The organism is Streptomyces sp. NPDC126503 (genome assembly GCF_040302405.1).
Lineage (GTDB): Bacteria > Actinomycetota > Actinomycetes > Streptomycetales > Streptomycetaceae > Streptomyces > Streptomyces gulbargensis.
In genome coordinates this window covers 79,899-103,944 of record NZ_JBEORS010000022.1, presented here as the reverse complement: position 1 = coordinate 103,944, position 24,046 = coordinate 79,899, and the positions used below count along the sequence as shown (strand labels likewise).

The window sequence follows — 24,046 nt, the reverse complement described above, 5'->3', positions numbered from 1 at the left end:
TGCTGCTCGTCACCAACAACGCGGCCGTGCCCGAGACGACCCCCCGTGCCCGCCCCGGGCGGCCCGGTGGCCCCGGGCGCGGCCGACGCGCGCCCGGCCGGCCCCGGGGAGCCGCGTCCCCTGGGGACGCCGGCGGCGGACGGCGCGCCGGCCGTCTCCCCCGGCACGGTGGCCATGTCCGTGTCCCCGCGCAGTCCCGAGTTCGGCGGGGAGGCGGCCGGGCGGCGCGAGGGCGACCGGCTCCGGTTCGTCGGGGCGGCGACCCGGCGCATCGCGCGCGGGCTCGACCTGGACGAGATCGTGCTCGGCCTGTGCCGGGCCACGGTGCCGACCTTCTCGGACGAGATCCTGGTGTATCTGCGCGACCCGCTGCCGGTGGGCGACGAGCGCCCGGTGGCCCCGTTCGTGCTGCGGCTGCGCCGTACCGACCGGCTCCGCTTAACGGACCTGGAGGGCGAGGAGCTCGTCCTCGTCCCCGACCCCGATCCGACGCCCGCGGCAGAGCTGTGCGAGGTGCCGAACGGCAGCGCCCTGGCCGAGGTGCTGCGCGGGGTGCGGCCGGTCTTCGGCGACTCCGACGCGGCCCGGGCCGCGCTCGCCGAACTGCTCGGCTCCGACCATCCGCTGCCCGCCGGGCCGCGGGCGGTGCTCGCGCCGCTGCGCGGACGGCGCCGGGTGATCGGCGCCGCCGTCTTCCTGCGCCGCCCCGAGCGTGCCGTCTTCGAGCCGAACGACCTGCTGGTCGCCGCGCAGTTGGCCACCCACACGGCGCTGGGCATCGACAAGGCGGTGCTGTACGGCCGGGAGGCGTACATCGCGGACGAGCTCCAGCGGACGATGCTGCCGGACTCGCTGCCCCAGCCGACCGGTGTGCGCCTCGCCTCGCGCTATCTGCCGGCCGCCGAGACGGCCCGGGTGGGCGGCGACTGGTACGACGCGATCCCGCTGCCCGGCAGCCGGGTGGCGCTGGTCGTCGGTGACGTCATGGGCCACTCCATGACCTCGGCGGCGATCATGGGCCAGCTGCGGACGACCGCGCAGACCCTGGCCGGCCTCGACCTGCCGCCGCAGGAAGTCCTGCACCACCTGGACGAACAGGCCCAGCGGCTCGGTGAGAACCGCATGGCGACCTGCATGTACGCGGTGTACGACCCGGTCTCGCACCGGATCACCGTCGCGAACGCGGGCCATCCGCCGCCGATACTGCTCCACCTCGGCGGGCGCGCGGAGGTGCTGCGGGTGCCGCCCGGCGCGCCGATCGGCGTCGGCGGGGTGGACTTCGAGGCGGTCGAGCTGGACGCCCCGGCCGGTGCCACGCTGCTCCTCTACACGGACGGCCTGGTGGAGTCCCGGCTGCGGGACGTGTGGACCGGCATCGAGCAGCTGCGGGAGCGGCTCGCGGCGACGGCGCAGCTGACCGGCCCGGACCACTCGCCGCCGCTGGAGGCGCTCTGCGACGACGTCCTGGACATGCTGGGCCCGGGCGACCGGGACGACGACATCGCGCTGCTCGCGGCCCGGTTCGACGGGATCGCGCCGAGCGACGTGGCGTACTGGTTCCTGGAGCCGGAGGACGCGGCCCCGGGCCGGGCGCGGCGGCTCGCCCGGCGGGCGCTCGCCCGCTGGGACCTGGAGGACCTCACGGACTCGGTGGAGCTGCTGATCAGCGAGGTCGTCACGAACGCGGTGCGGTACGCGGAGCGCCCCGTGACGCTGCGGCTGCTGCGGACGGACGTGCTGCGCTGCGAGGTCGGCGACGACTCGCCGCAGCTGCCCCGGCAGCGGCGGGCGCGGGAGACGGACGAGGGCGGGCGCGGTCTGTTCCTGGTGAACCGGCTGGCCCGGCGGTGGGGCGCGACACGGCTCTCGGGCGGCAAGGTGGTCTGGTTCGAGCTGGCGATCCCGCAGGGCTGAGCCGCCTGCCCGGAGGCGCCCCCGCGGACCGGCGCCCGCGCCCACCCCCGTACCGCACGCGGACGAGGACGGCCGGCCCCCTTCCCGGGGGCCGGCCGTCCTCGTGTCTCAGGTCTCGTGCCTCACTGCGGCAGCGGCGGCGTGTCGCTGGTCCGCTGGCCGCCTCGGCCGGGAGTCGCGCCGTCCGGCGGCTCGATCGACGGCGGCGGCGACGGCTCGTCGGTCGGCTTCCGCGTCGGGGACGTCGGGGGCTTCGGCGGCGTGGTGGACGGCGTCTGCGGGGTCCGCGGCGGGGTGGTGGCGGGCGTCGTCGTCGGCGGGGTCGACGGGGTCGCGGGTGTGGTGGGCGGCGGGGTGGTCGTGGGCGCCTCGGTCTCCGGGGCCTCGGTGGTGGGCTCGGTGGCCGGGTCGGTCGGCTCCCACGTGGGGTCGACCGGGACGAAGCTGTCGGTCTTCAGCTCGAAGCGGGCGTCGGAGCCGCCGTCGAGCGCGCGCGTGGTGTAGTCGCCCCAGATGCGGGCGGGGGTGCGGCCGCCGTTGGCGCGGCCCGGGTTGATGGTGTTGGTCAGGGTGACCTGGTCGCCCTTGGGGTCCTCGCCGAAGAGGCCGACGGCGGTGACCAGTTCGGGGGTGTAGCCGACGAACCAGGCGGACCGGTTGTTCTCGGAGGTGCCGGTCTTGCCGGCGGCCTGGTAGTCGCCGGCGGCGCGGGTGCCGGAGCCGTTCTGGACGACGCCCATCATGGCCTTGGTGGTGGTGTCGGCGGCCTCGCGGCTGATGACCTGGTCGCCGATCGGGTCGGCCGGCTCGACCGTGCGGTCCTTGTGCGCGGCGGCCTTCACCAGGGTGGGCGTGACGCGCTTGCCGTGGTTGTCGAGCGTGGCGTACACACCGGCCATGTCGAGGGTGGAGGCGCCCATGGTGCCGAGGGACATGGCGGGCGTCTCGCCGAAGTCCTGGCCGTCCTTCATGCCGAGGTCGAGGGCGGTCTTCTTCACCTTGTCGGTGCCGACGTCGACGATCATCTGCGCGTAGACGGAGTTGATCGACTTGTTGGTGGCCGTCTGCACGGTGACGGAGCCGTGGTCGCGGTCGTCCTCGTTCTCCGGCGCGAACGGGATGTCGCTGCCGACGACCTTGCGCTTGCTGGTGCCGTCGTAGACCGTGCCGAGGCCGATCTTCCGTCCGTCCTGGGTGACGGAGTGGTTGTCGACGGCGGAGGCGAGGACGATCGGCTTGAAGGTGGAGGCGGGCTGGTAGTCGCGCCGGGTGGCGTTGGACATCCAGTGCTCGGTGGCGCCGGCGCCGCCGTAGAGGGCGACGACCCCGCCGGTCCTGGGGTCGACGGAGGTGGCGCCGGCCTGGACGGTGGCGTGCTTGGGGTTGCCCTCGCGGTCGAGCTTGGCCTCCAGCTCCTCGTCGACGGCCTTGACGAGGTCCTTCTGCTTCTCCTCGTCGATGGTGAGGGTGATCGTCCAGCCGCCGGCCTTGATGTCCTCCTCGCTGACACCCCGGCGCACCAGCTCCTGGTTGGCGGCCTCGACGATGTAGCCGGTCTGGCCCTCCATGCCGGGGGCGGGACGCGGCTTCTGCGGGACCGGGAACTTCATGCCGGCCCGCTCGGACGGGGAGAGCCACTCCATCTCGACCATGTTGTCGAGGACGTAGTTCCAGCGCTCCTCGACCAGCTTGCGGCCGGTGGGGCTGGCGGAGGTCCAGTCGTACTGGTTGGGGGCCTGGAGCAGCGAGGCGAGGTAGGCGCCCTGCGCGGTGGTGAGCTTGTCGGCGTCGACGCCGTAGTAGGCGCGGGCGGCGGCCTGGACGCCGTAGGCGGAGCGGCCGTAGTAGCTGGTGTTCATGTAGCCGGCGAGAATGTCGTTCTTGGCCGTCTGCTGGTCCACCTTGAGGGCGATGACCATTTCCTTGAGCTTGCGGGTCGCCGTCTGGTCCTGGCTCAGGTAGAAGTTCTTGACGTACTGCTGGGTGATGGTCGAGCCGCCCTGCTTGCCCTTGCCGGTGACGGTGCTCCAGGCGGCGCGGACGGTGCCCTTGATGTCGACGCCGTTGTCCTTGTAGAAGCTCTTGTTCTCGGCGGCGACGAAGGCCTGCTGGACCTGGCGGGGGATCTTCTCCAGGCCGACTATCTCCCGGTTGATCCTGCCGGTGCGGGCGAGGATCTTGCCGTTGGAGTACTTGTAGATGTTGCTCTGCATGGTGGCCTCGGCGTTGGCCGTGGGCACGGGGACCATGAGGTAGACGACGTACAGGGCGCCCATGGCGATCAGGCAGCACACGAAGAAGGTGCCCAGGAGCTTCTTCCAGGTGAAGAGGCGGCGTATGCCGCTCTTCTTCGCCTTGCTCTTGTCCGGTCGGCCCATGGGTTGCGTCGCTCCGCTCGTCGTGGTCTCGGCGTTCCGGCCCGGGTGTCCGCGCCGGATCAGCTCAGAAAGCTAACACCGGCGAGGCGGACAAAGGGCAGCCGATCCCGTCTTTTCGGGACGTGAGAATCAGCACCCGCCCCCGGGGGAACCGACGTGCGAACGCTCCGGATGGTTGCCTGAGGTGGGCATTCCGCTTATGACCGGGCCGGCGGACGGCACACCTCCGGACCGGCGGGTCGCCTATACACCCCGCGTATACACACCGTGTACAGTGATGCCCATGTCCATCGGTCACACCCTTCTCGGGCTCCTGGAATCCGGACCGCGCCACGGCTACGACCTCAAGCGCGCCTTCGACGAGCGATTCGGCCACGACCGCCCGCTCCACTACGGCCAGGTCTACTCGACCATGTCCCGTCTCCTGAAGAACGGCCTGGTGGTGGTCGAGGGCATCGAGCCCGGCGACGGGCCCGAGCGCAAGCGGTACGCGATCACGGAGGCCGGCATCACCGACGTCGGACAGTGGCTCGCCACGCCCGAGAAGCCGGAGCCGTACCTCCAGTCCACGCTCTACACCAAGGTCGTCCTCGCCCTGCTCACCGGGCGCGGCGCCGCCGACATCCTCGACGCCCAGCGCTCCGAGCACCTGCGCCTGATGCGCGAGCTCACCCGGCGCAAGAGGGACGGCGACCTCGCCGACCAGCTCATCTGCGACCACGCCCTCTTCCACCTGGAAGCCGACCTGCGCTGGCTCGAACTGACCGCCGCCCGCCTGGACCGGCTCGCCGAGGAGGTCCGCCGATGACGACCGCGCCCCTGCTGCGCGCCACCGGCCTGACCAAGGCCTACGGCGCCACCCCCGCCCTCTCCGGGGCCGACTTCGCGCTCCGGGCCGGCGAGGTCGTCGCCGTCATGGGTCCCTCCGGCTCGGGGAAGTCGACGCTCCTGCACTGCCTGGCCGGGATCGTCCGCCCCGACTCCGGCACCCTCACCTACGACGGCCGCGAGCTCACGGCCCTCTCCGACGCGCACCGCAGCGCCCTGCGCCGTACCGACTTCGGTTTCGTGTTCCAGTTCGGCCAGCTCGTCCCCGAGCTGACCTGCGTCGAGAACGTGGCCCTGCCGCTGCGCCTGGGCGGCGAACGGCGGAAGGCGGCCGAGGCCCGGGCCGCCGAGTGGCTGGCCCGCCTGGAGGTCGACGACACGGCGGGCAAGCGGCCCGGCGAGATATCCGGCGGCCAGGGCCAGCGGGTCGCCGTCGCGCGTGCCCTCGTCACCGCCCCGCGCGTGATCTTCGCCGACGAGCCCACCGGGGCGCTCGACTCCCTCAACGGCGAGCGGGTGATGCAGCTGCTCACCGACGCCTCCCGGGACACCGGCGCCGCCGTCGTCCTCGTCACCCACGAGGCCCGCGTCGCCGCCTATTCCGATCGCGAGATCGTGGTGCGCGACGGTTCGGTGCGGGACGCGGAGTGGGCGGCATGAGCCTGTCCGCCCGGGCCCGCGACCTCGCCCTCGGCGCCCGCTTCGCCTTCACCGGCGGCCGCTCCGGCCTGCTGCGCACCGTGCTGACCGCGACCGGCGTCGGCTTCGGCGTGGCGCTGCTGCTGCTCGCCGCCTCCTTCCCGAACATGCTGTTCCAGCGGGAGGTACGGGAGTCGGTCCGCGCCGTCGACGGCAGCGCGCAGGTGACCTCCCCGCGCCCCGACTCCTTTCTCCACCTCGACCGGCCCACGGTCTACCGGGGGGAGGCCGTCAGCGGCCTGCTGCTGCGCCCCGAGGGCGACGCCCCTCCGGTCCCCCCGGGCGCGACGCGGTTCCCCGCGCGCGGCGAGATGCTGGTCTCCCCCGCGCTGCGCGACCTGCTCGACTCCCCCGAGGGCGCCCTCCTCAAGGAACGCCTGCCCTACGAGGCCGTCGGGACGATCGGCCCCGCCGGGCTCATCGGCCCGGCCGAGCTGCGGTACGTCGCCCACGCCGGCTTCCTGACCACCGAGAACCTCGACGGGCGCGGCGTCCGCTTCGGCTGGTCGGTGCCCGAGGAGCCGATGAACGCCTTCCTCGTGCTGCTCGTCCTCGTGGCCTGTGTCGTCCTGCTGCTGCCGGTGCTCGTCTTCATCGCGACCGCCGTCCGCTTCGGCGGCGAGCAGCGCGACCGGCGGCTCGCCGCGCTGCGGCTGGTCGGCGCGGACGCCGCCATGACCCGGCGGATCGCTGCGGGCGAGGCGCTCGCCGGCGCGCTGCTCGGCCTGGCCGTGGGCGGCGGCCTCTTCGCCCTCGCCCGGCAGTTCGCGGGCACCTTCACCATCTGGGACGTCAACGCGTACCCGTCCGACGTCGTGCCGATGCCGGTGCTCGCCGCGCTCGTCCTCGTCACCGTCCCCGTCGCCTCCGTCGTGGTCGCCCTCTTCGCCCTGCGCGGGGTGGCGATCGAACCGCTCGGCGTGGTCCGGACGGCCGCGCCGCGCCGCCGCCGGCTGTGGTGGCGGCTGCTGCTGGTGACGGCCGGCGCGGCCCTGCTGCTGCCGCTGGTCGGCGAGGTGCGGGTGACGGGGACGAGCGTCGACACGGTGGCGATCGCGGCCGGCATCGTGCTCTGTCTGATCGGACTCGTCACCCTGCTGCCCTGGCTGGTCGAGGCCTGTGTGAAGCGGCTGAACGGCGGCCCGGTGGCCTGGCAGCTCGCGGTCCGCCGGCTCCAGCTGAGCAGCGGGACGGCCGCCCGGGCCGTCAGCGGCATCGTCGTCGCGGCGACCGGGGCGATCGCCCTGCAGATGCTGTTCCAGTCGATGGAGAACGACTTCACGCAGTTCACGGGCCAGGACACCTCCCGGGCCCAGGTGGCCGTCGGCACGCACGCCAGGACCGCCGAGGAGGCCCGCCGGGTGATCGAGCGCCTGGAGCGGACCCCGGGCGTCAGCGCGGTGATCGGCACCGTCGAGTCGCACGTGTGGCGGCCGGGCCCGCTCAAGGGCGGCGAGGAGTTCGCTCCCAGCGCCTCGGTCAGGGTCGGCGACTGCGCCTCCCTCAAGGAGTACGCCACCCTGCCCTCCTGCGCGGACGGCGACGTCTTCGTCTTCCTCGCGCACGGGGCCCAGGGCAACCCGGAGGACGCCTGGGTGACGCGGACCGCCCGGCCGGGCGCGACGGTCGTCCTGCGCGACCCGTACCCGCACCCGGACGCGCCGCGCCGTGCCGACGGCGGCCCGCTGCCGCAGTGGCGCATCCCCGCCACCGCCCGGGTGGTGGACGCGCGGCCCGACCCGACGGGCATGTACCGGTTCGGCGTCCTCGCGACGCCGTCGGCGATCGACGGCACCCTGCTCGACGAGCCCGACGCCCAGGCCATGGTCCGGCTCGACCCGACCGTGCCCGACGCGGCCGAGTACGTACGGAACGCGGCGGCGGCGATCGACCCCACGTCCTGGGTGCGCACGCTCCAGGACGTCCAGCGGGACGCGGCCTTCTCCAGCGTCCGGACCGGCATCCTGGTCGGCTCCACCCTGACGATGCTGCTGGTGGCGGCCTCGCTCCTGGTGGCCACCCTGGAGCAGCTGAGGGACCGCAAGCGGCTGCTCTCCTCGCTGGTCGCCTTCGGCACCCGGCGCTCCACCCTGAGCTGGTCGGTGCTGTGGCAGACGGCGGTGCCGATCCTCCTCGGCCTCGCCCTGGCGGCGGCGGGCGGCCTCGCCCTCGGTGTGGTGCTCCTGCGGATGACGGGCCAGCGGGTCCAGGACTGGTCGGTGTTCCTGCCGGTCATGGGCGTCGGGGCCGGGCTGATCGCGGTGGTGACGCTGGTGAGCCTGCCGGTCCTGTGGAGGCTGATGCGCGCGGACGGGCTGCGCACGGAGTAGCCGGTTCGGCGGCGGACGCGGCGGGCGCCGGTTCCTGGCACCGGGGGGTGTCAGGAACCGGCGCCCAGCACCCGTACCGGAAGGTCCTTCATCGCGTCGCGCAGCGCCCCGGCCAGCTCCTCGAACTCGGCGTGCCGGGCGGCGCCGGTCCGCATGGCCAGGGCGACCCGGCGCGAGGGGGCGGGGTCGGTGAAGAGACCGGTGCACAGGGCGGTGTTGCGGGCGGTCTCGACGGTGACCGCGGTGCGCGGCAGCAGGGTCACACCGAGGCCGCCGGCGACGAGCTGCACCAGGGTCGACAGGCCCGCCGCGGTGGTGGTGACCTCGGCACCGTCGGTGCGGCCGGCCTCCCGGCAGATGTCCAGGGCCTGGTCGCGCAGGCAGTGCCCCTCGTCCAGGAGCAGCAGCCGCAGCTCCTTGAGGGCGTCGCGGCGGATGTCGTCCCGGCCGGCCAGCGGATGCCCCTGGGGAGTGACCAGCACGAAGTCCTCGTCGAACAGGGGCAGCTCGGTGACGCCGGGCACCCCGAGCGGCACGGCCAGCAGCAGCAGGTCGAGGCGGCCGGCGGCGAGCCCCTCCAGGAGCGAGGAGGTCTGCTCCTCGTGGACCTGGAGGTCGAGTTCGGGGTAGCGGCGGTGGACCAGGCGCAGCACGGTCGGCAGCAGATAGGGCGCCACGGTGGGGATCACCCCGAGCCGCAGGACGCCGGTGAAGGGAGCGCGCGCCGCCTCCGCCTCCTCCACCAGCTCGGCCACGGCGTCCAGGACGGTCCGCGCGCGGCCCGCCAGCCGCTCCCCCGCGGGCGAGAGCAGTACCTTCCGCGTCGTACGCTCGAGGAGCTGGACACCGAGTGCCTCTTCGAGAGCCGACACCGCGCCCGAGAGCGCCGGCTGACTCATGCCGATCGCCGCGGCCGCGTCGCGGAAATGCAGGTGCTCCGCCACCGCCACGAACGCCCGGAGCTGCGAAAGGCTCGGAAGTTTGGCGCGATGTGGACTGTACGGGGGGCTGTACGGGGATCCCACTGATAACCACCTTCGATCAACACGACCCACTCTAGCTATTTCACTGATCAATGCACCCCGTGCCATGCTGTGATCCGTCCAACCCCTCACGGAAGCCCCCAAAAGGGACCCTTCCACTCTGCAAGGAGAGCGCGTGCTCACTGTCGGTGACCAGTTCCCCACCTACGACCTGACCGCCTGCGTGTCGCTGGAGAGCGGCAAGGAGTTCGAGCAGATCGACCACAAGTCCTACGAGGGCAAGTGGCGCGTGGTGTTCTTCTGGCCGAAGGACTTCACCTTCGTGTGCCCGACCGAGATCGCCGCGTTCGGCAAGCTGAACGACGAGTTCGCCGACCGCGACGCCCAGATCCTCGGCGTCTCCGGTGACTCGGAGTTCGTCCACCACGCCTGGCGCAAGGACCACGACGACCTGCGCGACCTGCCCTTCCCGATGCTCGCCGACTCGAAGCACGAGCTGATGCGGGACTGCGGCGTCGAGGGCGAGGACGGCTTCGCGCAGCGTGCCGTCTTCATCGTGGACCCGAACAACGAGATCCAGTTCACCATGGTGACCGCCGGCTCCGTCGGCCGTAACCCCAAGGAGGTCCTGCGGGTCCTGGACGCCCTGCAGACCGACGAGCTGTGCCCGTGCAACTGGACCAAGGGCGAGACCACCCTCGACCCGGTCAAGCTCCTGGCCGGTGAGTGAGCATGGCCCTCGATGAGCTGAAGGCCGCCGTCCCGGACTTCGCCAAGGACCTGAAGCTGAACCTCGGTTCGGTCATCGGCAACAGCGAGCTTCCGCAGCAGCAGCTGTGGGGCACGGTGCTGGCCTGCGCCATCGCCTCCCGCTCGCCGAAGGTCCTCACGGAGCTGGAGCCGGAGGCCCGGGCGAACCTGAAGCCGGAGGCGTACGAGGCCGCCAAGGCCGCCGCCGCCATCATGGCGATGAACAACGTCTTCTACCGGACCCGGCACCTGCTGTCGGACCCCGAGTACGGGACGATGCGCGCCGGTCTGCGGATGAACGTCATCGGCAAGCCCGGCGTCGAGAAGGTCGACTTCGAGCTGTGGTCGCTGGCCGTGTCCGCGATCAACGGCTGCGGCCAGTGCCTGGACTCGCACGAGCAGGTCCTGCGCCAGGCCGGTGTCGACCGCGAGACGATCCAGGAGGCCGTGAAGATCGCCTCGGTCATCCAGGCCGTCGGCGTCACGCTGGACGCGGAGGCGGTTCTCGCCGAGTAGTCGGCGTCCGTACGGAGAAGGGCCCCGGGGCAGCAGCCCCGGGGCCCTTCTCCGCGTGCGTCACTTCTTGAGGGCGGCGAGGAGGGCGAGGGCGTCCTGGGTCAGGGGGACCTCGATCCCGGAGAGGTCGGTGTCCGGAACCTCCACCGTTCCGTCCGCGTCGGCGGAGTACTGACGGGAGACGTCGATGTCGACCTCGGCCTGGCCGTCGAGGATCCTCAGGAGGCCGCCCTCCTCCCCCCGGTCGTCGAAGAAGGCCCGCTCCCCGAGGCCGTCGATCGTACGGATCGAGCCCTGGTCCAGCGCCCGTGCGTCGAACTCCGGCCCCGGGTCGGTCACCTTGTGCAGGGTGTACGTGATCGAGACCTCCGGCCCGCTCTCGGCCGGCCCGAAGGTGACCGTGCAATGGGCCACGTGGAGCGCGGGCTCGCTCAGGACGGGGCTCCCGGCGGATTGGCTGCGCTTGCCCAGGGCGCCCGCGAGCGCCGGGAGCTCGGCCACCGCGCAGGGGTCCTCGACCGGCTTGTAACCCCCCAGGTCCGGACCGGCGTCCTCGCGCTGTTCGTACGCGTAGAGCCCCGCGCCCCACACCAGCGAGGCCGCGAGCGCGCCGCCGAGCGCCCACGGCCAGGGGCGGCGGCGGCCGGCGGGCCGGGTGGGCGCGGGGGGCTCGGCGAGTGGTGCGGGGCCTTCGAAGCCGGAGCCGCCGTCGAGTTCGGGTTCGGAGATCACGCGTCACCCCGGGGCGGGGTCTCGCCCGGCGGCGTCTCGCCGGGGGGCGGCCCCGGGGCGGCCGGCGGCGCGGGGGCAGGAGCGGAAGCGGGAGCCGGGGTGGGTGCCACTTCGAAGGCGGTCGCGCCGCGCGGCTCGGGCGCGGCGCGCAGGGCCTGTTCGGTGCTCCACGCGCGGAGGTAACCGACCACGGTGTTGGCGACGGCGACCAGCGGGACGGCGACGACGGCGCCGCCGATGCCGGCCGTGAGGCCGCCGGCGGCGACGGCGAGCACCACCGCGAGCGGGTGGACCCGGACGGCCCGGCCGAGGATGAAGGGCTGGAGCACGTGCCCCTCGATCTGCTGCACGGCGAGGACGACGACGAGCACCATCAGGGCGGTGAAGACACCGTTGGTGACGAGGGCGACGACACAGGCGAGGGCGCCCGAGACGACGGCTCCGACCAGCGGGACGAAGGCGAAGAGGAAGATGAAGACGGCGAGCGGCACCGCCATCGGCACCTCGAGGAAGTAGAGGCCGAGGCCGATGAAGACGGCGTCGATGAGGGCGACGATGACCGTGCCGCGCACATAGGCGGTGAGGGTGCGCCAGGCGCGCGGGCCGGCGCCCGCGACGCCGGGACGGGCCTGGGCGGGGACGAGCCCCAGCACCCACTGCCACACCTTCTTCCCGTCGTAGAGCAGGAAGAGGGTGGAGAACATGGCGAGCAGGATGCCGGTCATCGCCTCGACGATCACGGTGACGCCCTGGAGGCCGGCGGAGGTGATCTGTTCGGCGTTGGCGCCGATGGTGTCGCTGAGGTTCTTGGCGATGTCGTTGATCTGCCGCTCGGTCACGTGGAACGGGCTGTCGAGGAGCCAGCGCTTGAGCTCCTCGATGCCGTCCCTGACCCGGTCGGTCAGGTTGTCGATGTTGTCCATCACCTGCCAGACCACGAACCAGCCGACCAGGCCCATCACGACGAAGCCGGAGACGGCGGTGACGGCGGTGGCCAGGCCGCGCGGCAGGCCGCGGCGGCGCAGCATGGCCACGGTCGGCTGGAGCAGGGCGGTGACGAGGAGGGCGGCGACGAAGGCGAGGACGACGAGCTGGACGGAACTGATGACCTTCATCAGGACCCAGACGGTGCCCGCGAGGACGAGGAGCCGCCAGCCCGCTTCGGCCGCGACCCGCATGCCCCACGGGATCGCGTCGACCGGCTCGGGCCGGGCGGCGACGGCCGGGGCGTAGTCGGGGGGCGGGGGCACGGTGAGCGTCTGCCCGCCGGAGGACTCGCCGACGGGCTCCTTCTCCTCGCGCCCGGGGCGCGCCGCCGGCTCCCGGGCGGCGGGGGCGTTCCCGCTCCCGTACGGCGGGCCGACCGGGTCCTCCCGCTCGGCCTCGGCCCTGCGCTCGTCCAGGCGCGCGCCCATCCGGCTCAGGCCTTCGCCCAGCCGTCCGAGCCACCGTGGCACTCTCGACATCTCGTTCCTCTTCCCCCGCCCGCTGTTCACCGCGAACCTACACGCACGAGCCCCTCACCGTAGGACGGCGAGGGGCTCGACGGGGTTGATCACGGCATCTAGTACCAGCGGTTGGCCTGCCAGAAGGACCAGGCGCCGCAGGGGCTGCCGTAGCGGCCGTCCATGTAGCTGAGGCCCCACTTGATCTGGGTGGCGGGGTTGGTCTGCCAGTCCGCGCCGGCCGAGGACATCTTGTGGCCGGGGAGGGCCTGGACGAGGCCGTAGGCGCCGGAAGAGGGGTTGGTCGCGCGGTAGTTCCAGCCGGACTCGTGGTCCACGATGTTGCTGAAGCACTGGAACTGCGAGGCCGGGATGATCTGGCGGGCGATCGCCTTCACCTCGGCGATGGTGTACGAGCCCTGGGCGGGCGCGGAGAAGCTCGACACGTCGCGGGTGGCGTCGCGGCTGGCGCGCTCCTCGGCCTCCCGCTTCTCGCGCTCGGCGCGTTCGGCGCGCTCCTCGGCCTCCTTGCGCTCCTGCTCGGCCTGGTCGGCCGCCTTCTTCTTCGCCTCGGCGTCCTTCGCCGCCTGGAGGCGGGCGGCCTCTTCGGCGGACTTGCGGGCGGAGGCGTCGGCGGCGGCGGCCTGGACGTCGGCCTGCTCCGTGAGGGAGGAGACCTGTACCTGGGCCTGCTCGCCGGCGGGGATGTCCGCGAGGAGGGTGGTGTCGGCCGCGGTGGCCTCGAAGTTGTCGCCCGAGGGCTGGGCGGCGTTGCCCGAGGCAACGCCGACGACGGCGCCGACGGTGGTGACCGCGGTGGCCGAGGCCACTGCGAATCCCCGGACCGAGATCCGGCTCACACGGTTTCCTTCCAGCATCGCCCGCACAGGTGACCACGCGGGCGAAATCGTGCCCCTGGCGCTGGTCTTCGACGTAACGGGTCACTGAAGACACGGGCCCGTGGTGCTGTGGGCGGCATACGGCGGACGGTTGTTGAGTTGTGTGCTGCTGCGTCCCTGAGGATGCACGTGTGCCGTATGCGGGGCCTGACGGAAGCAAGACTCTGCCGGACGGCGACGCCGCAAGGCAATTCCGTGTTGCGTGTGAAAGCTCACACCCGTGTGGCCGCAGGTGATTTGAAGGATGTGGAGGACAGCGGGGCGCCGCCCGGCTAAGCTCCTGCGCTTTGCCGGGCGGCGCCCTCGGTGAGGTGCGTTCGGGTCAGATCTGCACGTCCTCCAGCATTTCGGTCACCAGGGCGGCGATCTGGGAGCGCTCGGACCGGGTGAGGGTGACGTGCGCGAACAGCGGATGCCCCTTCAGTTTCTCGACCACGGCGACGACTCCGTCGTACCGGCCGACCCGCAGGTTGTCGCGCTGGGCCACGTCATGGGTCAGCACCACCCGGGAATTCGCCCCGATCCGGGACAGAACGGTCAGCAGGACGTTCCGTTCCAGGGACTGGGCCTCGTCCACGATGACGAAGGCGTCGTGGAGCGAGCGGCCCCGGATGTGGGTGAGGGGCAGGACCTCCAGCATCCCGCGGCCGAGGACCTCCTCGATGACCTCGCGCCCGGCGACCGCGGACAGGGTGTCGAAGACCGCCTGCGCCCAGGGGCTCATCTTCTCGGACTCGCTGCCGGGCAGGTAGCCGAGGTCCTGGCCGCCGACCGCGTACAGCGGACGGAAGACCATCACCTTCTGGTGCTGACGGCGCTCCAGGACCGCCTCCAGGCCCGCGCAGAGCGCGAGCGCCGATTTGCCCGTGCCGGCCCGTCCTCCCATCGAGATGATGCCGACGTCCGGGTCGAGGAGCAGATCGAGCGCGATGCGCTGCTCGGCGCTGCGGCCCCGGATGCCGAAGGCCTCCCGGTCGCCGCGGACCAGCCGTACGTTCCCGTCGGGCGTGACCCGGCCGAGGGCCTTGCCGCGCTCGGACTGGAGCACGAGACCGGTGTGCACCGGGAGCTCGGCGGCCTCCGGCACGTACAGCCGCTCCTGGTCGTACAGCAGGTCGATCTGCTCGGCCGACAGCGCGAGCTCGGACATCCCGGTCCAGCCGTTGGCGTCCGTGACGGCCAGTTCGGCCCGGTACTCCTCGGCGAGGAGGCCGACCGAGGAGGCCTTGATGCGCAGCGGCAGGTCCTTGGAGACGACGGTGACGTCGAACCCCTCGGCCTGGAGGTTGCGCGCGACCGCCAGGATGCGGGAGTCGTTGTCCCCGAGCCGGTAGCCGGCGGGCAGGACACCGGGGTCGGAGTGGTTGAGTTCGACACGCAGGGTGCCGCCCAGGTCCCCGATGGGGAGGGGGGCGTCGAGGCGTCCGTACCGCACCCGGAAGTCGTCGAGCAGGCGCAGGGCCTGCCGGGCGAAGTAGCCGAGCTCGGGGTGGTGCCTCTTGGCCTCAAGCTCCGTCACCACGACGATCGGGAGCACGACCTCGTGCTCGTCGAAGCGGGTCACGGCCTTGGGGTCGGCCAGCAGGACGCTGGTGTCGAGAACATAGGTGCGCCGGTCTGCAAGGCGGCGTTTCGTGCTGGTCACCACGGAAGGACAGACCCCCTCTGACGACCCGTTTGAGGTCGGAGTGCGACGGAACCGGTGTCGCTGCGGAATGGGACCGGGTTCAGGCCGCGATGCGCGGGCCGGGCACCGGCCCTCCGCTTCTTCCGTACGTGTCCCGCACGGTCGTCCTGGTGCAAGGGGCCTCCCGGGTGGCGGTCTCCGTGCCGCTCACTTCACCCGGGTTATGCCCTTGAACGGACGCCGCCATGCCGACGCGCCCGGCGGCGTGTTCATGAACGTGCGGTGACCGGTTCCGGTCGCGGGGGTGGGGCCGCGCAGGCCCGGGCCGCGGGCCCGGGGACGTGGGGGGCGGGCAGCGGGGGGCCGGGGCGCGGGCGGGGAGGGGTGCCGGGGCTCAGGTGCCGTAACGGCGGTGCCGGGCGGCGTAGTCGCGCAGCGCCCGCAGGAAGTCGACCTTGCGGAAGGCCGGCCAGTGGACCTCGCAGAAGTAGTACTCGGAGTGGGCGCTCTGCCACAGCATGAAGCCGGACAGGCGCTGCTCGCCGCTGGTGCGGATGACCAGGTCCGGGTCGGGCTGGCCGCGCGTGTAGAGGTGCTCGGAGATGTGCTCGACGTCGACGATCTCGGCCAGCTCCTCGAAGCTGGTGCCCCGGTCGGCGTGCTCCAGGAGCAGCGAACGGACCGCGTCGGCGATCTCCTGGCGGCCGCCGTAGCCCACGGCCACGTTCACCAGTATCCCGGTGTTGTCGCGGGTGGCCTCCTGCGCCTCCTTCAGCACGGACTGGGTCCGTGCGGGCAGCAGGTCGAGCGTGCCCACGTGGTGCACCCGCCACCGGCCGTCGGCGGCGAGCGAGCGCACCGCGTCCTCGATGATGGCGAGCAGGGGGACGAGCTGCTCCTCGGGCCGGTTCAGGTTGTCCGTGGAGAGCATCCAGAGCGTGACGACCTCGACGTCCGTCTCGGCGCACCAGCCGAGCAGCTCCTGGATCTTGTCGGCGCCGGCCTTGTGTCCCTGCTCGGGCGTGCCGCCGGAGGCCTTGGCCCAGCGCCGGTTCCCGTCCAGGATGACCCCGATGTGCTTGGGCACCTGGGCATGGTCGAGTCGGCCTTCCACCCGGCGTGCGTAGAGCCCGTACACCAGGTCGCGCAGGTTCACTGTTCTTTACCCCTCCATGGGCGGCGGTCCGCAAGCGGCCACACTACTGCGCACGGGCGACGGGCTCCCAGCCCGGGACGGTCACAAGTCCGTGATAAGCAGAGATACGTGACTGATTCCCCCCTCTACCGCGCCTCCGCGGACCGCTACGACACGATGGAGTACCGCCGCACGGGCCGCAGCGGTCTCAAGCTCCCGGCGATCTCGCTCGGCCTGTGGCACAACTTCGGCGACGACCGCACGCTCGACTCGCAGCGGGCGATCCTGCGCCGCGCCTTCGACCTCGGGGTCACCCATTTCGACCTGGCGAACAACTACGGGCCGCCGCCCGGCTCCGCCGAGCTGAACTTCGGCAAGATCTTCGCCCAGGACTTCGCGCCCTACCGGGACGAGCTGATCGTCTCGACGAAGGCCGGCTATCTGATGCACCCGGGGCCGTACGGCGAGTGGGGTTCCCGCAAGTACCTGATGTCCTCGCTCGACGCCTCGCTGAGGCGCATGGGCCTCGACCACGTCGACATCTTCTACTCGCACCGCTTCGACCCGCACACTCCGCTGGAGGAGACGATGGGGGCCCTGGCCTCCGCCGTGCAGCAGGGCAAGGCGCTGTACGTGGGCGTCTCGTCGTACAACAGCGAGCAGACCACCGAGGCGGCGCGGATCCTGAAGGAGATGGGCGTCCCGGCCCTCATCCACCAGCCGTCGTACTCGATGATCAACCGCTGGACGGAGGAGGACGGCCTGCTCGACACCCTGGAAGCGGCCGGGATGGGCTGCATCGCCTTCGTGCCGCTGGCGCAGGGCCTGCTGACCGACAAGTACCTGAAGGGGATCCCGGAGGGCTCGCGGGCCACCCAGGGCAAGTCGCTCGACCCGAACCTGCTCTCCGACGAGGTGCTGCGGCGGCTGCGCGGCCTCGCGGACATCGCCGAGCGGCGCGGGCAGTCCCTGGCGCAGCTGGCCCTGTCGTGGGTGCTGCGGGACGAGCGGATGACGTCGGCGCTGATCGGCGCGTCCAGCGTCGCCCAGCTGGAGGAGAACGTGGCGGCCCTGGCCGGTGCCCCGCTCACCGCCGAGGAGCTCGAGGAGATCGACTCGTTCGCTATCGACACCGAGGGCACGAACATCTGGGCCGGGCGGGGCTGAGGCGCCCGCGGGCCGTGACGTGCGGGGGCTCGGGGAAGCCGGGAACAGAAAACGGGCCGGTCCGTGGGGGGGATACGGACCGGCCCGAGGGGGGGTTTCCACCATAACCCTTCATTAGTCGTGCTGCGCGCAACGCGCGCCGAAGGAGTGGCCACCGATTCCCCCGATCCCAGGCGGGACAAGGGTCCCGGGCCCCGGTGGCGGGTTTGCGCCCCGGCGTGGCGGCGGGGTTCCGTCCCTCCCACGGGGGACCGTCCCGGACCGTAGCCGCGTTGACGCGCCGCGTGGTCCGGGGCGGCTCCTGGCAGGTCAGGCGGCCTGCGCCGCCTTGCGGGCGACGATCTCGGCCATGAAGCGGTCGCCCCACTCCCCCAGCGGCAGGAGCGCCGTGTTCAGCGCCTCGCCGAGTTCCGTCAGGGAGTACTCCACCCGGGGCGGCACCTCGCGGTAGATCTCCCGGTGCACGATGCCGTCCGCCTCCAGCTCGCGCAGCTGCTGGATCAGCATCTTCTCGCTCACCCCCGCGACCAGGCGGCGCAGCTCCCCGAAGCGGACCGGGGCGTGGGCGTGCAGCGCCCACAGGATGAGGGGCTTCCACTTGCCGCCGACCACGTCGACGGCCGCGTCGAGGCCGCAGCCGTACATGCTCTTTCCCTTGGCCATCGCCAACTCCCCTACTCCCAGCCGCTCGGTCCCGGTGCCTGACAACGGTACGTCCGAAGGGGTGCCGCGAGTTCCGCCTTCCGCCAGGAGCGGACCCTTCAGGGCACGGCGGTGAACGCCCCGAGGAGCAGGCCGAGAAGACCGCCCACGAGCATGAAGGGGCCGAAGGGGATCGCCGAGGAGCGGCCGGCCCGGCGCAGCAGGACGAGCCCGCCGCCGTACACCGCGCCCAGCAGGAAGCCCAGGAAGGCGCCCGCGAAGAGGACGTCCCAGCCGTACCAGCCGAGTGCCGCGCCCAGGGGCACCGACAGCTTCACGTCACCGAAGCCGAGCCCCCGCGGGCTGAGCAGGTGGAGCACCAGATAGGCGCCGCCGAGGCCGAGGCCGCCGAGCAGCGCGTGCGTCCAGGAGCCGGAGTCGTACGGCAGGAGTTCGGCAACTCCCAGGAGCGGCGGCACGCCGGCCGCCAGCGGCAGGGTCAGTTGGTCCGGCAGCCGGTGCACGCGCGCGTCGACCGAGGCGAGGAGGACGGCGAACGGCGCGGCGAGCAGCCAGACCCCGAGTTCGGGGCGCGGTCCGCCGGTGGCCGCGGCGAGCGCGGCGCAGACGAGGGCGGTCACCAGGGGCGCGGCGAGGGGCACCCGGGTGGTCGCGCAGGCCGCCCGCCCCGGGCCGCCGAGCCAGCCGCGCGCCGGACCGGTGAGGACGTGTCCGGCGGGGCAGCTGTTCCGCCAGGGGTCACCGGCCGGGACGGCGAGCCGGTACGCGGCACGGGGGACGAGCGACCCGGCGACGGCGCCCCACAGGGCGGCGAGGGCGATCAGCGTGGCGTACACCCGCCAGACCCTAGGGGGTCTGTGCCGGGGCGGGGGCCCGAACGTCCGGGCCGGGCGCGGCGGTTCGGGTGTTAGCGTCATGCCGTGGTGGAGCACCGGGACGAGACCAGGGCGGCCTACGACGGGGTCGTCGAGCTGTACGCGTCGCTGTTCGCGGACGGGCTGGAGACGCAGCCGTTCGCGCGGTCCATGATCGGCACCTTCGCCGAGCTGGTGCGCGGTACGGGGAACCTGCGGGTGGCCGACGTGGGCTGCGGGCCGGGGCACGTGACGGCCCTGCTGCGCGAGCTGGGTCTCGACGCCTGCGGCTTCGACCTCTCCCCCGGCATGGTGGACCACGCGCGGCGGACGTACCCGGGGCCGAGGTTCGACGTGGCGCCGATGGAGGAGCTGCCGGTGGCGGACGGCGCGCTCGGCGGCGTCCTCGCCCACTACTCGATGATCCACACGCCGCCCGCCGAGCTGCCCGCGCTGCTCGCCGAGCAGGTGCGGGTCCTGGCGCCGGGCGGTCTGCTCATGGCCTCGTTCTTCGGGACGGAGGGACCGGAGCCGGTCCGCTTCGACCACAAGGTGACGCCCGCCTACAGCTGGCCGGTGGACCGTTTCGCCGGCCTGCTGGCCGGAGCGGGACTCGTCCCCTTCGCCCGTCTGCTCCACGACCCGGCCTCCGAGCGGGGCTTCCTCGACACACACGTACTGGCCCGCCGCCCCTAGGAGAGGGCGTCGGACCGTCGGACACGGGAGGGGCGGGTCATGGGGTGGTGGCGTCCGGCGTGGCGGGACGGTGCCGGGGTGCTGGCCGTACCGGGCGGCCCGGGCACGCTTCCCGGCGGGCGGCTGGAGGTGCCGCTGGAGATCGCGGCCTCGTACCGGGCGCGGCGCAGGGGGCTGCTCGGCCGGGACGGGATCACGGGGGCGATGCTGATCACCCCCACCAACAGCGTGCACACCTTCGGCATGCGGTTCCCCATCGACGTCGCGTACCTGGACCGCTCGTTCCGGGTCCTGTCGGTGGTGACGATGCGGCCGGGCCGGCTGGGCCTGATCCGCCCGCGCGCCCGGCACGTCCTGGAGGCGGAGGCGGGCGCGATGGGCGGGTGGGGTCTGCGTCCGGGGGTCAGGGTGGAGCCGCGGGCCGGGTGACCGCCGGGGTCGGGGCACCGTCCGGGTGAGTGAGGGTCAGGGCGGGCCGGAGCCGAGGAGGGTGAAGGCGCCGTACGCGGCGGAGGCGAGGGCGAGAGCGGCGAGGACGGGGACGGCGGTACGGGGCCGGAGCCGGGCCAGGGCGGCGGCCGGCGGCAGCAGCAGCCCGAAGGCGGGCATCATCAGACGCGGCCGGGAGCCGAAGTACGCGGCCCCGATCAGGGAGACGACGACCACGCCGACCGTGTACACGAGCAGGGGCAGCGGCTGCCGCTGCCGCACGCAGAGCGCCACGAGCCCGCCGAGGAGGACCAGGGCGGCGGTCAGGCCGAGCGCGGCGGGCCAGGGGAGGCCGGCGATGAAGCGGGCGAGGGCGAGGCCGCCGTCGATGGAGTTGCCCCAAGCGGCCTGCACGGCGAAGTAGGCGGTCGGACTGTCCTCGCGGACACCGACGTACGTGACGTGGCCGAGCCAGCCGAGGGGCGCGATCAGTACCCCTGCGGCGGTACGCGGCGGCAGCCGCCGGTCCCGTACGAGCGCGGCGAGGGCCGTGACGCCGAGGGCGGCGATCAGCGCGACCGCCGTCGGCCGGGTCAGTCCGGCAACGGCGCAGAGCAGGCCGGCGAGGATCCAGCGCGCGCGGAGCACCGCGTACAGGGACCAGGCGGCGAGGGCGGTGAACAGGCTCTCCGTGTACGCCATCGACTGCACGAACGCGGTCGGGTACACGCCCCAGAGCACGGCGAGCAGCACCCCGGTCCGCTGTCCTGCGATGTGGGCGCCGCACCGGTACAGGCCCCAGGCGGCGGCGAGCGAGGCGGTCCAGGAGACGAGCAGTCCGGCGGTGGCCGCGTCGAGCGGGAGGACGGCGGACAGGCCCCGCTCCAGGGCCGGGAGCAGGGGGAAGAACGCGAGGTCGGAGTGGACGGCGCCGGTGGGGAGGGTGGCCTCGTACCCGTAGCCGTTCTCCGCGACGCGGACGTACCAGACGGAGTCCCAGCGGCCCCGCAGCCGGTGCAGCCAGTCCTCGCCGGACACGGCGGCGGCGAGCGCGAGGACCGCGAGGCCGGTGAGCCGGGTGGCGGCGTAGCCGCCGACGGCGAGGAGGGCGGGGCGGGGGAGGCGGGTCGTGCCGACGGTCTTCGGGGTGCCGGTGGTCTTCAGGGTGCCGGTGGTCTTCGGGGTGCCGGTGGGATGGGTGGTGCCGGTGGGGCGGGGCGGGTCGGGCATGCGGTCGATTATCCGGGGGGCGCCGGCGGCTCAGCCGAGGGGCCTCATCCGGACGAACTTCGCGAACAGGACGGGCCCGAGGTGGTGGACGATGGCGTGCCCCGGCTCGTGCGGCGCGGGAAGGTCACCGAGGAAGGAGGTGACGATCACCTCGTCGATCCCGAGGATCCCGCGCCGGCTCTGCTCCTCCAGGAAGTCGAGCGTGCGGCGCCAGTCGGGGGACGCGGGGGTTCCGGACGTGCCGGGCGGGTACGGCACCTCCGGCAGCGGTCCCTCGCGGAGGAACGAGCGGACCGTGCCCTGGACGACGTCCCAGAAGAAGACGTGCGGCAGGACACCGCCCTGCAGGAAGACGTGCGACTCGTACGCTCCCCGGAACTCGGGGATCCGGGCGACGAGATCACTGACCAGCTGCACACTCGGCGTCGTCGACGTCATCTGCGGCCCACTCCGGACGGTCCCTGTTGTCGTTCCGCTCCAGAATGCTCCTCCACAGGCGGTTTTCCACAGGGGGTGCGAAGTATCCCTCTCCCGTGGATCGTTGGGCGTATGTACGAGTTGCTGATCCTCGCGCGGGGCGGGGTGCTCCTGACGGTCCGGGCGCTGGCGGCGGGCTGGTCGCGCGGCCGGCTCGCGGGCTGCCTGCGCCGCGAGCGCTGGCAGCGGATCTGCCGGGGCGCGTGGGCCGTACCGGGCAAGGAGGTGGACTGGCGGGTGCGGGCGCAGGCGCTCCAGCTGCTCCGCCCCGAGCTGGTGTGCAGCCACCGGACGGCGGCCCTCCTGCACCGCATCGAAACCCTGGCGCCCCCGGGCCACCCGGCCGGCGCCGAACTCCTGGACTTCACCGCCCCCTGGCCCGCGAAGGCCTCCCACGACGAACGGATACGCGTCCACACCACCGTCCGCCCGGCCGAACGGGACCGAGTGCTGCGCCGCGGCCTGTGGACGACGGCCCCGGCCCGAACCGTCGCCGACCTCATACGGGGCTGCCACGGCCGGGAGGAAGCGGTCGTGGTGGCGGACTCGGCACTCGCCCGGCGAGCCGTCGCGGGCGTCCGCCGCGAACCCCTGGTCCACCGCGAGGAGCTGGCCACCGCACTGTCCGCCCGGCACCCCGGCGCCCGGCGCGCCCGCGCCTGGCTCCGGCTGGCCGAACCCGCCTCCGGCTCGCCCGCCGAGACCGTCGCCCGCCTGCGGATGGCGGACGCCGGCCTCTTCCCCGAACCGCAGCCGGCCCTCCGCACCGCGCGGGGCCACGTGGTGCACCCCGACTTCCTGTTCCGCGCGGCCGGCCTGGCCGTCGAGATCGAGGGCTACGCCTTCCACGGCACCCGCCGCGCCCACGAACGCGACATCGCCCGCTTCAACGCCCTCCAGTCCTGCCCGGAGATCCGCCGCGTCCTGCGCTTCACCGCCCGCGAGGTCTTCACCCACCCGGACCGCATGACGGCCACGATCCGGGAGGCGCTGGCGTTGGAGCGATGACGGGAGGGACGGGGAGAGGGGGCGGGGGTGGGGGTGGGGAGGGTGGGGGGAGGGGCGGGGGCGGGGGTCAGGGGGCGTCGGTGCGGGGGAAGGAGATCTCGACGCGCCGGTTCTTCCTGCGGCCGTCCTCCGTCCGGTTGTCGGCGATCGGGTAGTCCTCGCTGTACCCGCGGATCTCGTACGACGTCCCCGGGTCGAGCCGCCGCGCGAGCACCCGCTGCACGGCGGCCGCGCGCTCCTTGGAGAGCTTCAGCCCGTGCTCGTACGTCCCCAGGTTGTCCGTGAACCCGAACACCCGGACCCGTCCGGCCCCCTGCTTGCTCACCTCGGCGGCGATCGCGAGGATCCGGGCGGTGGCGGAGGGACTGAGCTGGGCACTGTTCTTCGGGAACAGCACCTCGGCCTGCAACGCGAACGTCACGTCCACGTTGGTGTCCTGCCGCCGCTGCTCGCCGCCCTGCTCCTCCACGATCTGCTTGATGTCGAGCACCTTGGCGGGCGCGAGGGTGGCCCCGTCGGGCAGCATCAGCCCCGGCGCGTTCGCATCCACCGCGGGCGGCGCGGCCACGACCCCGGCGGACCCGGGCGGGTCGTCCGCATGCGCGACCCCGGCCTGCAGTCCCCAGGCGAGCGTGACCCCCACGATGAGGAGGGTGGCGAAGCGGCGCGGTCTTGTCGTCGTCATGGTCGTCATGGCGTCGCCTCAGGAGAGCTTGAGGGTGGCGGGTTCGAAGGTGGGGAGTTGGAAGGAGACTTCGGTGGTGGTGGCGGGGGGTGCGGGGAATTGCATGAAGATGTCGAGGGAATCGCCGGCAGGGAGGATGTCGAGGCCCGTCGTGGTCAAAGGACGGCCGTCCGTGTCCCTGAGCACGTAGTACCTCTTCTTGTTCACCGAGTCGACGAGCGTAGCGCCGCCCAAGGAATTTCCGTGCTTCATCACTTCGGTCTCAACGCCCCGGATCTGGCCCGGCAGGGCAACTGATCGGGTAGAGGCGTTCTTCATCGTGCCCTTGACGGTGAGAAAACCGCCCGCATCGCGTTCTGCCGTGTTGATGGTGAGCTGCACCCCGTTCTTCCCTTGCAGAACAGCCAGGGTTTCCGTAGGTTCAGCCGGCGTCTGCGAACTCGACACGCGTCCCGAACTTTGCACGGCCGTAGACGGCTTCACGGACGGGCCTTTGGCATCGGGCTCATCCTCGACGCCGCAACCACTCAGCAGGAGCACCGCCGACACGATGGCTACGGCCGCCGTGGCGCTGCGGCCCTTCGCATACCGGACGTTCATG

At 72.8% G+C, this 24,046-nt stretch carries 23 protein-coding genes; 10 read left to right on the top strand and 13 right to left on the bottom strand.

Going from position 1 to position 24,046, the window contains the following annotated elements:
* Window positions 1-120: 120 nt before the first annotated feature.
* The gene (locus ABTY40_RS24985) at window positions 121-1,914 is read left to right on the top strand and encodes a SpoIIE family protein phosphatase (protein ID WP_352061576.1); all 1,794 of its coding nucleotides are present in this window, start codon (window positions 121-123) and stop codon (window positions 1,912-1,914) included.
* A 122-nt stretch (window positions 1,915-2,036) separates the two neighbouring features.
* On the opposite strand, the gene ABTY40_RS24980 is transcribed toward ABTY40_RS24985, so the two are convergent.
* On the bottom strand, window positions 2,037-4,292 hold the full coding sequence (locus ABTY40_RS24980) for a transglycosylase domain-containing protein (RefSeq protein WP_352061570.1): 2,256 nt from the start codon (window positions 4,290-4,292) through the stop codon (window positions 2,037-2,039).
* Between the two features lie 283 nt (window positions 4,293-4,575).
* Here ABTY40_RS24980 and ABTY40_RS24975 point away from each other — a divergent pair, with 283 nt between their 5' ends.
* From ABTY40_RS24975 to ABTY40_RS24965, 3 genes are read left to right on the top strand one after another with little or no spacing between them, the layout of a single operon-like run.
* The gene (locus ABTY40_RS24975) at window positions 4,576-5,100 is read left to right on the top strand and encodes a PadR family transcriptional regulator (protein WP_352061569.1); all 525 of its coding nucleotides are present in this window, start codon (window positions 4,576-4,578) and stop codon (window positions 5,098-5,100) included.
* Window positions 5,097-5,780, top strand: a complete 684-nt coding sequence (locus tag ABTY40_RS24970) for an ABC transporter ATP-binding protein (protein WP_352061568.1) — start codon at window positions 5,097-5,099, stop codon at window positions 5,778-5,780. Before ABTY40_RS24975 ends, ABTY40_RS24970 begins: the two co-directional genes overlap by 4 nt.
* Window positions 5,777-8,149 (top strand): FtsX-like permease family protein, encoded by a 2,373-nt coding sequence (locus tag ABTY40_RS24965; RefSeq protein WP_352061567.1) that lies wholly within the window; start codon window positions 5,777-5,779, stop codon window positions 8,147-8,149. The genes ABTY40_RS24970 and ABTY40_RS24965 overlap by 4 nt, the downstream gene beginning before the upstream one ends.
* Window positions 8,150-8,199: 50 nt before the next feature.
* Here the strand turns inward: ABTY40_RS24965 and ABTY40_RS24960 are convergent, their stop codons facing one another.
* On the bottom strand, window positions 8,200-9,174 hold the full coding sequence (locus ABTY40_RS24960; protein ID WP_345284941.1) for a LysR substrate-binding domain-containing protein: 975 nt from the start codon (window positions 9,172-9,174) through the stop codon (window positions 8,200-8,202).
* Between the two features lie 133 nt (window positions 9,175-9,307).
* Here ABTY40_RS24960 and ABTY40_RS24955 point away from each other — a divergent pair, with 133 nt between their 5' ends.
* Window positions 9,308-9,862, top strand: a complete 555-nt coding sequence (locus tag ABTY40_RS24955; RefSeq protein WP_345284943.1) for a peroxiredoxin — start codon at window positions 9,308-9,310, stop codon at window positions 9,860-9,862.
* Window positions 9,863-9,864: 2 nt separating this feature from the next.
* A complete protein-coding gene (locus ABTY40_RS24950) occupies window positions 9,865-10,398 on the top strand; it encodes an alkyl hydroperoxide reductase (RefSeq protein WP_309056114.1) in 534 nt (177 codons plus the stop codon).
* 60 nt (window positions 10,399-10,458) lie between these two features.
* Here ABTY40_RS24950 and ABTY40_RS24945 read toward each other — a convergent pair whose 3' ends face one another.
* From ABTY40_RS24945 to ABTY40_RS24925, 5 genes are all read right to left on the bottom strand, one after another.
* Window positions 10,459-11,130 carry a hypothetical protein gene (locus ABTY40_RS24945; RefSeq protein WP_352061566.1) on the bottom strand — a complete coding sequence of 224 codons (672 nt, stop codon included), beginning with the start codon at window positions 11,128-11,130 and terminating at the stop codon, window positions 10,459-10,461.
* Window positions 11,127-12,596, bottom strand: coding sequence for an AI-2E family transporter (locus ABTY40_RS24940; RefSeq protein ID WP_352061565.1), 1,470 nt, complete (start codon window positions 12,594-12,596; stop codon window positions 11,127-11,129). Before ABTY40_RS24940 ends, ABTY40_RS24945 begins: the two co-directional genes overlap by 4 nt.
* A gap of 98 nt (window positions 12,597-12,694) precedes the next feature.
* Window positions 12,695-13,435, bottom strand: a complete 741-nt coding sequence (locus ABTY40_RS24935) for an aggregation-promoting factor C-terminal-like domain-containing protein (protein WP_352061564.1) — start codon at window positions 13,433-13,435, stop codon at window positions 12,695-12,697.
* 361 nt (window positions 13,436-13,796) lie between these two features.
* A complete protein-coding gene (phoH2, locus tag ABTY40_RS24930) occupies window positions 13,797-15,122 on the bottom strand; it encodes an RNA 5'-3' helicase PhoH2 (RefSeq protein WP_309051227.1) in 1,326 nt (441 codons plus the stop codon).
* A 373-nt stretch (window positions 15,123-15,495) separates the two neighbouring features.
* Window positions 15,496-16,257: an isoprenyl transferase gene (locus tag ABTY40_RS24925; RefSeq protein WP_309051226.1), complete on the bottom strand. Its 762-nt coding sequence runs from the start codon at window positions 16,255-16,257 to the stop codon at window positions 15,496-15,498.
* Between the two features lie 108 nt (window positions 16,258-16,365).
* Between ABTY40_RS24925 and mgrA the strand changes: the two genes are divergently transcribed.
* Entirely contained in the window at window positions 16,366-17,403 is a 1,038-nt protein-coding gene (gene mgrA / locus ABTY40_RS24920) for an L-glyceraldehyde 3-phosphate reductase (RefSeq protein WP_352061563.1), read from the top strand.
* A 309-nt stretch (window positions 17,404-17,712) separates the two neighbouring features.
* On the opposite strand, the gene ABTY40_RS24915 is transcribed toward mgrA, so the two are convergent.
* Together ABTY40_RS24915 and ABTY40_RS24910 are read right to left on the bottom strand one after the other, a co-directional pair.
* Window positions 17,713-18,066, bottom strand: coding sequence for a winged helix-turn-helix transcriptional regulator (locus tag ABTY40_RS24915; RefSeq protein ID WP_309051224.1), 354 nt, complete (start codon window positions 18,064-18,066; stop codon window positions 17,713-17,715).
* Window positions 18,067-18,164: 98 nt separating this feature from the next.
* Entirely contained in the window at window positions 18,165-18,902 is a 738-nt protein-coding gene (locus tag ABTY40_RS24910; RefSeq protein WP_352061562.1) for a prepilin peptidase, read from the bottom strand.
* Between the two features lie 84 nt (window positions 18,903-18,986).
* Here ABTY40_RS24910 and ABTY40_RS24905 point away from each other — a divergent pair, with 84 nt between their 5' ends.
* Together ABTY40_RS24905 and ABTY40_RS24900 are read left to right on the top strand one after the other, a co-directional pair.
* Window positions 18,987-19,616 (top strand): class I SAM-dependent methyltransferase, encoded by a 630-nt coding sequence (locus ABTY40_RS24905; protein ID WP_352061561.1) that lies wholly within the window; start codon window positions 18,987-18,989, stop codon window positions 19,614-19,616.
* A gap of 39 nt (window positions 19,617-19,655) precedes the next feature.
* Complete coding sequence (locus tag ABTY40_RS24900) at window positions 19,656-20,045, top strand: DUF192 domain-containing protein (RefSeq protein ID WP_352061560.1); 390 nt, start codon at window positions 19,656-19,658, stop codon at window positions 20,043-20,045.
* A 36-nt stretch (window positions 20,046-20,081) separates the two neighbouring features.
* Here ABTY40_RS24900 and ABTY40_RS24895 read toward each other — a convergent pair whose 3' ends face one another.
* Window positions 20,082-21,275, bottom strand: coding sequence for a mannosyltransferase family protein (locus ABTY40_RS24895; protein ID WP_352061559.1), 1,194 nt, complete (start codon window positions 21,273-21,275; stop codon window positions 20,082-20,084).
* Window positions 21,276-21,305: 30 nt separating this feature from the next.
* Complete coding sequence (locus tag ABTY40_RS24890; RefSeq protein WP_352061558.1) at window positions 21,306-21,713, bottom strand: hypothetical protein; 408 nt, start codon at window positions 21,711-21,713, stop codon at window positions 21,306-21,308.
* A 111-nt stretch (window positions 21,714-21,824) separates the two neighbouring features.
* Between ABTY40_RS24890 and ABTY40_RS24885 the strand changes: the two genes are divergently transcribed.
* Complete coding sequence (locus ABTY40_RS24885; RefSeq protein WP_352061557.1) at window positions 21,825-22,760, top strand: hypothetical protein; 936 nt, start codon at window positions 21,825-21,827, stop codon at window positions 22,758-22,760.
* Between the two features lie 67 nt (window positions 22,761-22,827).
* Here ABTY40_RS24885 and ABTY40_RS24880 read toward each other — a convergent pair whose 3' ends face one another.
* Window positions 22,828-23,445 carry an OmpA family protein gene (locus ABTY40_RS24880; protein WP_352061575.1) on the bottom strand — a complete coding sequence of 206 codons (618 nt, stop codon included), beginning with the start codon at window positions 23,443-23,445 and terminating at the stop codon, window positions 22,828-22,830.
* Between the two features lie 18 nt (window positions 23,446-23,463).
* Complete coding sequence (locus ABTY40_RS24875; RefSeq protein ID WP_352061556.1) at window positions 23,464-24,045, bottom strand: hypothetical protein; 582 nt, start codon at window positions 24,043-24,045, stop codon at window positions 23,464-23,466.
* Between the last annotated feature and the right edge of the window lies 1 nt (window position 24,046).

Bases quoted from the DNA above. Each gene is read 5' to 3' on its own strand.
- ABTY40_RS24980 (WP_352061570.1), bottom strand. From the start codon at position 4,292: ATGGGCCGACCGGACAAGAGCAAGGCGAAGAAGAGCGGCATACGCCGC.
- ABTY40_RS24975 (WP_352061569.1), top strand. From the start codon at position 4,576: ATGTCCATCGGTCACACCCTTCTCGGGCTCCTGGAATCCGGACCGCGC.
- ABTY40_RS24970 (WP_352061568.1), top strand. From the start codon at position 5,097: ATGACGACCGCGCCCCTGCTGCGCGCCACCGGCCTGACCAAGGCCTAC.
- ABTY40_RS24965 (WP_352061567.1), top strand. From the start codon at position 5,777: ATGAGCCTGTCCGCCCGGGCCCGCGACCTCGCCCTCGGCGCCCGCTTC.
- ABTY40_RS24950 (WP_309056114.1), top strand. From the start codon at position 9,865: ATGGCCCTCGATGAGCTGAAGGCCGCCGTCCCGGACTTCGCCAAGGAC.
- ABTY40_RS24940 (WP_352061565.1), bottom strand. From the start codon at position 12,596: ATGTCGAGAGTGCCACGGTGGCTCGGACGGCTGGGCGAAGGCCTGAGC.
- ABTY40_RS24915 (WP_309051224.1), bottom strand. From the start codon at position 18,066: ATGGCCAAGGGAAAGAGCATGTACGGCTGCGGCCTCGACGCGGCCGTC.
- ABTY40_RS24900 (WP_352061560.1), top strand. From the start codon at position 19,656: ATGGGGTGGTGGCGTCCGGCGTGGCGGGACGGTGCCGGGGTGCTGGCC.
- ABTY40_RS24895 (WP_352061559.1), bottom strand. From the start codon at position 21,275: ATGCCCGACCCGCCCCGCCCCACCGGCACCACCCATCCCACCGGCACC.
- ABTY40_RS24890 (WP_352061558.1), bottom strand. From the start codon at position 21,713: ATGACGTCGACGACGCCGAGTGTGCAGCTGGTCAGTGATCTCGTCGCC.
- ABTY40_RS24885 (WP_352061557.1), top strand. From the start codon at position 21,825: ATGTACGAGTTGCTGATCCTCGCGCGGGGCGGGGTGCTCCTGACGGTC.
- ABTY40_RS24880 (WP_352061575.1), bottom strand. From the start codon at position 23,445: ATGACGACGACAAGACCGCGCCGCTTCGCCACCCTCCTCATCGTGGGG.
- ABTY40_RS24875 (WP_352061556.1), bottom strand. From the start codon at position 24,045: ATGAACGTCCGGTATGCGAAGGGCCGCAGCGCCACGGCGGCCGTAGCC.